Raw genomic sequence first — 8,626 nt, forward strand, 5'->3', positions numbered from 1 at the left:
AACGACGCAGATCCAATGTGGGAGCGGGCTTGCTCGCGAAGGCGTCAGACCAGTCACCGCAGGAGTTCAGGGATACTCCAAAACCTCTTTGATCCGCCGCAAATGCCGCTCGATCCACCCCCGATCGATCACCCCCCAATCACGAATCCGATAGCGCCCGGCATGGTTGCGGGCGCCCTCTTCCTGTTCGAACTCGCAGACGATATCCAGATCCGCCAGCGCCGCAATGGTGTCCTGGGCCGTACGCCTTGGCATGCCGGTGACCTCGGTCAGTGCCGGAACGCTGCTGGCCAGGCCGCTGTCGATCAGGTAGGCCACGTACAGGCGGCGGTAGAAGCTGCTTTTGGTCTTGCTTACGTCCATCCATGCGCCTCTGTTTCAGAAGATGAAAAGTCCGGAAGATCTGTCTATTGCATGTCCCGCCAGGTCAGGTACACCCGCACATCGAACTCGATCTGGTGATAGCCCGGCAGCATGTGCTCGCACAACTTGTAGAACGCCTTGTTGTGATCCGATTCCTTGAAGTGCGCCAGCTCGTGAACCACGATCATCTTCAGGAATTCGGCGGGCGCTTCCTTGAACAGCGAGGCGATGCGGATTTCCTTCTTGGCCTTGAGCTTGCCGCCCTGCACCCGCGAGATGGTGGTGTGCAGACCGAGGGCGCGATGGGTCAGGTCCAGGCGGTTGTCGAACAGCACCTTGTCGATGGCCGGGGCATTGCGCAGGTATTCCTGCTTGAGGTCCAGCGCGTAGGTGTACAACGCCTTGTCACTCTGCACACCGTGCTGCTCGGGGTAGCGCTTGCTCAGGTAGTCGCCCAGCCGACCTTCGGCGATCAGCTGGCGCACCTGATCCTGCAGCGAAGCAGGATAAGCCTGGAGGTATTTCAACGCGGTCATCGCAAGGCAACACACATGACGAAAAGGTCGCCAGTGTAGCGAATTCAACCGCTGAGCGCGCTCCAGTCGAAGGGCTGCACAAAGCGCTCGGTGTCTTCGGCCATCATCGGCCGCGCCACCAGGAAACCCTGCACATACTCGCAACCGTTGGCTTGCAGCCACTCGTACTGCTCGACGGTTTCCACCCCTTCGGCGATCACCAGCATGCCGAAGCGTTTGCACAGTTCGATGACATTGGACACCAGCGCGGCGTCCCGTGAAGACTCGGGAATCCGGGCGATCAGGTGGCGGTCGAGCTTGAGCGTGTCCAGCTCCAGGTCCCGCAAATGCGCCAGGGAGCACGGCCCGGAGCCGAAATCATCCAGCGCCACCCTGACTCCCAGATTACGCAGCAGTCGCAGCTGCTTGCGGGTTTCTTCCGGGTGGCGCATCAACGCCTCTTCGGTCACCTCGACTTCCAGATGGCGAGGTTGCAGGCCATGACGCTCCAGCACCTGACGCAGTTCGGTCACCAGATTGGGCATGGAAAACTGAGTGCTGCTCAAGCTGACGCCCAGCACCAGATCCTCGGCGAACAGGGCTTCCCAGGCTTTGCGCTGTCCGGCGCCGCGCTGATAGATCCAACTGCCCAGGCGGCTGATCAAGCGCGCCTCTTCCAGCAAAGGCAGGAACAGACCCGGTGGTACATCACCGACACTCGGGTGCTGCCAGCGCAGCAAGGCTTCGAAGCCACGGATCCGACCGTCGGCGATGGCCACCTGCGGCTGATAGACCAGGTTGAAGTCGCGATTCTCGATGGCGGTGCGCACGCTTTCTTCGAGCATCAGCCGGGACCGGGCGCGGCCGTTCATGTCGTGATCGTAGAAGCGATATTGCTGGCGGCCGGCGCGCTTGGCTTCGTACATCGCGATGTCCGATGCCCGCAGCAGACCGTCCAGATTGGCCCCGCAATCGGGGTAGGTGGCGATGCCGATGCTCACACCGAGCGCGATATCCAGGCCGTCGATCTGCTGACAGATCGACACCCGCTCGATCAGTTTCTCGGCAATTCGCGAGGCCTGCTCGGGGAACTCGAGGTCGAGCAACGCGGTGAATTCGTCACCGCCGATGCGCGCCAGAATGTCGAACGGCCGCAGGCAGGCCTTCAATTGCTCGGACACCCAGCGCAGCACACGATCCCCCGATTCGTGACCGAGGGAATCGTTGACCCGCTTGAAGCCGTCGAGGTCCAGGTACATCAGCACCCAGGCACTGTCGTTGTGCTCACTGCGCAGCAGCAGGTTTTCCACGGTCTGGTAGAAGCCGCGGCGGTTGAGCAAGCCGGTCAGCGGGTCGGTGACAGCCTGGAATTCGAGCTGCTGATGCAGGTGGCGCACCACCGACATGTCTTGCACCGTCACCACCATCGCGTGCTGCTCGGCTGGCAGCGGCGCGCAGGACAATGCCACCGGCACTTGCTGCCCGCGCGCGGTACGCAGCAGCGCATCGTGCAGGCGGTAGGTCTCGCCACGCTTGTAGCCGTCCAGCAACTCCGACTCCGCCCACACGGGGACGTGTGGCTTTTGCAGGAAATCCAGGAATTCCTTGCCCTGCAGTTCCTGCACGGTGGCATTGAGCAGGCGCGACATCGCCGGGTTGGCGAAGTTGATCAGGCCGTCCTCGTTCACCACCAGGATGCCTTCGGCGGCGTTGTCCAGCACCGAGGCATTGAAAGCGCGAGCGACCTCCAGATCGTGGCTCAGGCGCTGCAAGGCCCGGCGATTGCGCTGGTGCTCCAGCAACGCCTGGACCTTGGGCTTGAGGATCTGCGGATCGAACGGCTTGAACAGATAATCCACGGCGCCGCTGGCATAGCCCTTGATCACGGCGTCCTGAGACTGCTCGTTGGCGGTCAGGAAAATGATCGGGGTCAGCCGCGTACGCTGGCTGCCGCGCATCAGGCGCGCGACTTCGAAACCGTCCATGCCGGGCATCTGCACATCCAGCAGCACCAGGTCGATATCGTGTTCGAGCAAAAGGCTAAGCGCCTCGAAACCCGAGGCAGCGGTGATGACCTGCCAGTCCTGGCGCTGCAACAACGCGCGCATGCTGATCAGGTTTTCAGGGTAATCGTCGACGATCAATAACGTTGAGTTGCCGTCAATTGGCGGGGATTGCGCGCATTCCATGCTGCTTCTCTTTGTTCGGGACGAGGCCGGCTTCTTGTGAAAACCGGACAGATACTATGGCTTCACTCTAGACCTGGATCCAAAAAAGCTGAAGCTGTCAGTGCGCCATCATTTAACCAAGGCATTAATTTACCGACTAACGGTCGCCTCTGAAAGCCAATGAAACCGCGAAGTATGGCTTTTTAACAGTTCTTTGACGCCACAGATCCGGCGATGCCAGCATTAACAAAAAAGTCTTCTATGTTTATAAAGGCCGCCGTCAAAGGCGCGTGTTAGAGCTTCTGGTACGCCCGTACTGCAAAAAATTCGTGGAAGCTTAGCCAATGATTGACCTTGCGTCCTGGAACCTCAGCGTTCCGGTCGGCAGTCCGCCGTACACCGTTGAAACCTCCAAACTGGTCAAAGGCTACAAGAATCAGTATTTCCATTCCGATACCGGCACCCTGTTTTTCTGGTCACCGGTGACAGGTTCGCGCACTGAAAACGCGATCTATCCGCGCACCGAACTGCGGGAAACCTACAGCAACGGCACGCTTAAAAACTGGTACTACCCGGACGCCGACAACCTGTTACACGCCACTCTAACGGTGAATCAGGTGCCCAGTTCGGGCAAGATCGTCATAGGCCAGATTCATGCCTATGAAAGCCAAAAGCCGCTGGTCAAACTCGAGTATCAATACAAGACCAAAACCCAGACCGGCAACATCGTCGCCAAGGTGCGCATGCATCCCGATGATGATGAAGGCCGGGTAATCACCATCGCCACCGGGGTTAAACTGGACCGCGAATTCTCCTACCTGATCCACTTGAGCCCCGGCGGCGCCCTTGGTCTGAGTGCCGCAGGTTACCAGTGGGACACCCAGATCAGCGCGACATGGCGGGTCAAGCCGTTGTATTTCAAGGCCGGGGTATATGTGCAGGACAACACCGGATACACCAGCGAAGGCGGGAAAGTGACGTTCAGCCGGCTGGATATCGATCACGACAAATGACGAATTCACATTGCTACCTGTGCCAGGCACGATCCCTGTAGCAGCTGGCGAAGCCTGCGTCCGGCTGCGAAGCAGTCGTAAAACCTGTGTACCGGATCGATCTATTAAACCGCGCTGCCTGAATTTGCGACTGCTTCGCAGCCGGACGCAGGCTTCGCCAGCTGCTACAGGTCCTGCGGCGGCTTAACTGACTGCATCAGGTCCGTCGCCTACAAAAAAACCCGCCTATCGGCGGGTTTTTCATATGACTCAAACGCGGAGGTCTTAGTTGACCTTGGCGTTCAACTCACCTTTCAGGTAACGCTGGTACATGCCTTCCAGGGAGATCGCTTTGATCTTCGAGGCGTTGCCGGCGGTGCCGAAGGCTTCGTAGCGGGCGATGCACACGTCGCGCATGGCGGTCACGGTGGCACCGAAGAATTTACGTGGGTCGAACTCGCTCGGGTTGGTGGCCATCAGGCGACGCATCGCACCGGTGGATGCCAGACGCAGGTCGGTGTCGATGTTGACCTTGCGCACGCCGTGCTTGATGCCTTCGACGATTTCTTCAACCGGTACGCCGTAGGTTTCTTTGATGTCGCCGCCGTACTGGTTGATGATCGCCAGCCACTCTTGCGGAACCGAAGACGAACCGTGCATCACCAGGTGAGTGTTCGGAATGCGCTTGTGGATTTCCTTGATGCGGTCGATCGCCAGTACGTCGCCGGTAGGCGGCTTGGTGAACTTGTAGGCGCCGTGGCTGGTGCCGATGGCGATGGCCAAGGCATCGACCTGAGTGCGCTTGACGAAGTCAGCGGCTTCTTCAGGGTCGGTCAGCATCTGGCTGTGATCCAGAACGCCTTCGGCGCCGATGCCGTCTTCTTCACCGGCCATGCCGGTTTCCAGCGAACCCAGGCAGCCCAGCTCGCCTTCTACCGAAACGCCGCAGGCGTGAGCCATGGCCACGGTCTGCTGGGTAACGCGGACGTTGTAGTCGTAGTCGGTCGGGGTCTTGCCGTCTTCGCCCAGGGAACCGTCCATCATTACCGAGCTGAAGCCCAGTTGAATGGAACGCTGGCAGACGTCAGGGCTGGTGCCGTGGTCCTGGTGCATGCACACCGGAATGTGCGGGAATTCTTCGATCGCCGCCAGGATCAGGTGACGCAGGAACGGGGCACCGGCGTATTTGCGGGCACCGGCCGAAGCCTGGACGATCACCGGGGAGTCAGTCTTGTCAGCGGCTTCCATGATGGCGCGCATCTGCTCAAGGTTGTTGACGTTGAAAGCTGGAACGCCGTAGCCGAACTCGGCTGCGTGGTCCAGCATCTGGCGCATGCTGATAAGTGCCATTGTTAGGGTCTCTCCCGGTTGAAGTCGTTAATCGTGCCAGCCTGCCGGAGCGGCGGCGGCTATTCAAGTTATTGCAGATCGGGGGTTGAGCCCGGGCTGCGGATTCGGTGTTGCATCATTTACGTAAGCGTCGAACACCTCACCCTGTAGGAGCGAAGCTTGCTCGCGAAGAGGCCCTCACATTCAACGCAGACGTTGTCTGATGAACCGCTTTCGCGAGCAAGCTTCGCTCCTACAGGATGGGGGCAGGCCTTATTGCGCCTTGCAACCACGCCCAATCAAATCATTGGTGGCGACCCAGTAAACCAGGCCTTCCTCACCTTTTATGTGAAACGCCAGCATGTCGTTGCTGTACAGCGCACCCGACGCGCCCGGCTCCTGCTTCAAGCGGTAGACCTGATCGGCGCCACCGAGTCGCACGTCGACCTGATTGCGGCTCTCGTCGGCGTAGCGCCAGACCACTTTGGCCTGGCTGTCGCAGGTCCAGGTGGTCCAGTTGTCTGCCGGGGCGGACGACTGGAACGGGTTCAAGTTGGAGCACCCGGCCAGCAATGCCAGCGCCGTAATGGCGATCAATCCTTTCATCCGTGTTCCTCGACCGGCAGCGCACGCCGCCGGCCCTGAGTAAAGAGTCAGACCCGTCAAGGGCATCCACGTTCCTTGGCGGGAGTCTGTGTCTCGTATTTGTCCAGGCCATCAGGCCCGGAACGCTTGTTGAGCACAGGATTGGTTTCCGCCTGCCAGTCAGCCTGGTAGCAGCCCTTTTCCTGTGCCGGCGTCTCGGGTACTTCGGGGGCCTTGGGATTACTCCCGCAAGCCGCCAGCGCACCCGCGACGATCAACAGCGCAAACGTTCTGACCATCTGAACACTCCCTTGCCTGGTCAAACGGCAGACCTCAGGCCTTGGCCCGGCTTTCCAGAACTTCAACGGCTGGAAGCACTTTGCCTTCGACGAATTCGAGGAACGCGCCGCCGCCGGTAGAAATGTAGGAGATTTGCTCGCCAACGCCATATTTGTCGATGGCCGCCAGGGTGTCGCCGCCGCCGGCGATGGAGAACGCCGCGCTGTCCGCGATGGCCTGGGCGAGGACTTTGGTGCCGTTACCGAACTGGTCGAATTCGAACACGCCCACCGGGCCGTTCCACAGGATGGTTTTCGACGATTTCAGCAGGTCGGCGAACTTCGCCGCGGTCTGCGGGCCGATGTCCAGGATCATGTCGTCGGCGGCAACGTCGGCGATCAGCTTGACGGTGGCCTCGGCGCTTTCAGCGAATTCCTTGGCAACCACGACGTCCACCGGCAGCGGTACGCTGACCTTGGCGGCGATGGCGCGAGCGGTGTCCAGCAGGTCCGGCTCGTACAGGGACTTGCCGACCGGGTGACCGGCAGCGGCCAGAAAGGTGTTGGCGATGCCGCCGCCGACGATCAGCTGGTCGCAGATCTGGCTCAGGCTGTTCAGCACGTCCAGTTTGGTCGACACCTTGGAACCGGCAACGATCGCAGCCATTGGCTTGGCCGGGGCACCCAGGGCCTTGCCCAGTGCATCCAGCTCGGCAGCCAGCAGTGGGCCTGCGGCCGCGACTTTGGCGAACTTGGCTACACCATGCGTGGAACCCTCGGCGCGGTGAGCGGTACCGAACGCGTCCATCACGAACACGTCGCACAGGGCGGCGTATTGCTGGGCCAGTTCGTCGGCGTTCTTTTTCTCGCCCTTGTTGAAGCGCACGTTTTCGAACAGCACGATGTCGCCGGCTTTCACTTCGACGCCGCCCAGGTAGTCAGCTACCAGCGGCACTTCACGGCCCAAAGCCTTGCTCAGGTAGTCAGCGACTGGCTTGAGGCTGTTCTCGGCGGAGAACTCGCCTTCGGTCGGACGGCCAAGGTGCGAGCAGACCATCACGGCCGCGCCTTTTTCCAGGGCCAGCTTGATGGTCGGCAGCGAAGCCAGGATTCGCGCATCGCTGGTGACTACACCGTCCTTGACTGGGACGTTGAGGTCTTCGCGGATCAGTACGCGCTTACCTTGCAGATCGAGGTCGGTCATCTTCAACACGGTCATGGGTCGCAGTTCCTGGGTTTCAAATCGGTTTTTAAGATCAGTTTTTTGAAGCGGCAGCTGCCTGCAGATAATGCTCTGCAACATCCAGCATACGGTTTGCAAAACCCCATTCGTTGTCGAACCAGGCCAGGATGTTCACCAGCCGAGGGCCGGAAACGCGGGTCTGACTGGCATCGACGATGGCCGAATGTGGGTCATGGTTAAAGTCACAACTGGCGTGCGGCAACTCGGTGTAGGCCAGAAGGCCCTTGAGCGGACCGCTGGAAGCAGCCTCGCGCAGGATCCGGTTGACCTCGGTGGCGTCGGTATCGCTCACCGTCTGCATCGTGATATCGAGGCAGGACACGTTCACCGTCGGCACGCGTACGGCTTTGGCCTGAATTCGCCCGGCAAGTTCCGGCAACAGGCGCTCGATGCCTCGCGCCAGACCGGTGGACACCGGAATCACCGACTGAAACGCCGAGCGCGTACGGCGCAGGTCTTCGTGGTGATAGGCGTCAATCACCGGCTGATCGTTCATCGCCGAGTGAATGGTGGTGATAGACACGTATTCCAGACCAATGGCCTGATCCAGCAGGCGCAACAGCGGCACGCCGCAGTTGGTGGTGCAAGACGCGTTGGACACCAGCAGTTCGTTGCCGCTCAGGCATTCCTGGTTCACGCCGTAGACGATGGTGGCGTCGACATCCGACTCGCTGGCCATCGGCTGGGAGAACAGCACCCGCGGCGCGCCGGCGTCGAGGAAACGCTGGCCATCTTCACGGGTGTGGTAAGCGCCGGAGCATTCCAGCACCAGATCGACGCCCAGGGACGCCCAATCGATGCCTTCGGGGGTGGCACTGCGCAGGACCTTCACGCAGTCGCCATTAATATGCAGACAATCGCCGTCGACCTTCACCTCACCGGGAAAACGCCCGTGGGTGGAGTCGAAGCGTGTCAGGTATTCGATGCTGGCCATGTCGGCCAGATCGTTGATCGCGACAATCTCGAACCCAGCCGCCGAGCCTCGCTCGAACAAAGCACGCAAGACGCAACGACCAATCCGGCCGTAGCCGTTGAGTGCAACTTTGTAGGGACGCGGTTGGGGCATGGGGGTTCTCGATTACCGTGGTGAATCCGTCAATGTCGCGTTGCCTGTCCCATTGTCTTCGCGGGCAAGCCTCGCTCCTACAGAACC

Annotated in this window: 9 protein-coding genes; 1 reads left to right on the forward strand and 8 read right to left on the reverse strand. The window is 60.4% G+C overall.

Annotated elements, in window-relative coordinates:
• Positions 1 to 66: 66 nt before the first annotated feature.
• Genes ACW9JE_RS25940 through ACW9JE_RS25950 form a run of 3 tightly spaced genes read right to left on the reverse strand, consistent with a single transcriptional unit; the run spans position 67 to position 3,067 of the window.
• The gene (locus ACW9JE_RS25940) at positions 67 to 363 is read right to left on the reverse strand and encodes a winged helix-turn-helix domain-containing protein (RefSeq protein WP_457434355.1); all 297 of its coding nucleotides are present in this window, start codon (positions 361 to 363) and stop codon (positions 67 to 69) included.
• A 44-nt stretch (positions 364 to 407) separates the two neighbouring features.
• Positions 408 to 899 (reverse strand): M48 metallopeptidase family protein, encoded by a 492-nt coding sequence (locus ACW9JE_RS25945; protein WP_110965285.1) that lies wholly within the window; start codon positions 897 to 899, stop codon positions 408 to 410.
• Between the two features lie 44 nt (positions 900 to 943).
• Positions 944 to 3,067, reverse strand: a complete 2,124-nt coding sequence (locus tag ACW9JE_RS25950; protein ID WP_457434356.1) for a putative bifunctional diguanylate cyclase/phosphodiesterase — start codon at positions 3,065 to 3,067, stop codon at positions 944 to 946.
• A gap of 323 nt (positions 3,068 to 3,390) precedes the next feature.
• Here ACW9JE_RS25950 and ACW9JE_RS25955 point away from each other — a divergent pair, with 323 nt between their 5' ends.
• Positions 3,391 to 4,059 (forward strand): polysaccharide lyase family 7 protein, encoded by a 669-nt coding sequence (locus tag ACW9JE_RS25955; RefSeq protein ID WP_224541942.1) that lies wholly within the window; start codon positions 3,391 to 3,393, stop codon positions 4,057 to 4,059.
• A 264-nt stretch (positions 4,060 to 4,323) separates the two neighbouring features.
• Here ACW9JE_RS25955 and fba read toward each other — a convergent pair whose 3' ends face one another.
• The 5 genes from fba to epd all read right to left on the reverse strand — a co-directional run bounded on the left by fba (position 4,324) and on the right by epd (position 8,539).
• Positions 4,324 to 5,388, reverse strand: a complete 1,065-nt coding sequence (gene fba, locus ACW9JE_RS25960) for a class II fructose-bisphosphate aldolase (RefSeq protein ID WP_007981624.1) — start codon at positions 5,386 to 5,388, stop codon at positions 4,324 to 4,326.
• Between the two features lie 252 nt (positions 5,389 to 5,640).
• Complete coding sequence (locus ACW9JE_RS25965; RefSeq protein ID WP_224542063.1) at positions 5,641 to 5,973, reverse strand: MliC family protein; 333 nt, start codon at positions 5,971 to 5,973, stop codon at positions 5,641 to 5,643.
• A 56-nt stretch (positions 5,974 to 6,029) separates the two neighbouring features.
• On the reverse strand, positions 6,030 to 6,251 hold the full coding sequence (locus ACW9JE_RS25970; protein WP_224542061.1) for a hypothetical protein: 222 nt from the start codon (positions 6,249 to 6,251) through the stop codon (positions 6,030 to 6,032).
• A gap of 34 nt (positions 6,252 to 6,285) precedes the next feature.
• Positions 6,286 to 7,449, reverse strand: a complete 1,164-nt coding sequence (locus ACW9JE_RS25975) for a phosphoglycerate kinase (RefSeq protein WP_457434357.1) — start codon at positions 7,447 to 7,449, stop codon at positions 6,286 to 6,288.
• A gap of 37 nt (positions 7,450 to 7,486) precedes the next feature.
• Entirely contained in the window at positions 7,487 to 8,539 is a 1,053-nt protein-coding gene (gene epd / locus ACW9JE_RS25980) for an erythrose-4-phosphate dehydrogenase (RefSeq protein ID WP_457434358.1), read from the reverse strand.
• Positions 8,540 to 8,626 lie beyond the last annotated feature (87 nt).

It is taken from the genome of Pseudomonas sp. SDO55104_S430 (assembly GCF_054070595.1).

What these genes read in the sequence shown, in the direction of transcription:
- ACW9JE_RS25975 (WP_457434357.1), bottom strand. Translation starts at nt 7,449, where the DNA reads ATGACCGTGTTGAAGATGACCGACCTCGATCTGCAAGGTAAGCGCGTA.
- ACW9JE_RS25945 (WP_110965285.1), bottom strand. Translation starts at nt 899, where the DNA reads ATGACCGCGTTGAAATACCTCCAGGCTTATCCTGCTTCGCTGCAGGAT.
- ACW9JE_RS25965 (WP_224542063.1), bottom strand. Translation starts at nt 5,973, where the DNA reads ATGAAAGGATTGATCGCCATTACGGCGCTGGCATTGCTGGCCGGGTGC.
- ACW9JE_RS25955 (WP_224541942.1), top strand. Translation starts at nt 3,391, where the DNA reads ATGATTGACCTTGCGTCCTGGAACCTCAGCGTTCCGGTCGGCAGTCCG.
- fba (WP_007981624.1), bottom strand. Translation starts at nt 5,388, where the DNA reads ATGGCACTTATCAGCATGCGCCAGATGCTGGACCACGCAGCCGAGTTC.
- ACW9JE_RS25940 (WP_457434355.1), bottom strand. Translation starts at nt 363, where the DNA reads ATGGACGTAAGCAAGACCAAAAGCAGCTTCTACCGCCGCCTGTACGTG.
- ACW9JE_RS25950 (WP_457434356.1), bottom strand. Translation starts at nt 3,067, where the DNA reads ATGGAATGCGCGCAATCCCCGCCAATTGACGGCAACTCAACGTTATTG.
- epd (WP_457434358.1), bottom strand. Translation starts at nt 8,539, where the DNA reads ATGCCCCAACCGCGTCCCTACAAAGTTGCACTCAACGGCTACGGCCGG.
- ACW9JE_RS25970 (WP_224542061.1), bottom strand. Translation starts at nt 6,251, where the DNA reads ATGGTCAGAACGTTTGCGCTGTTGATCGTCGCGGGTGCGCTGGCGGCT.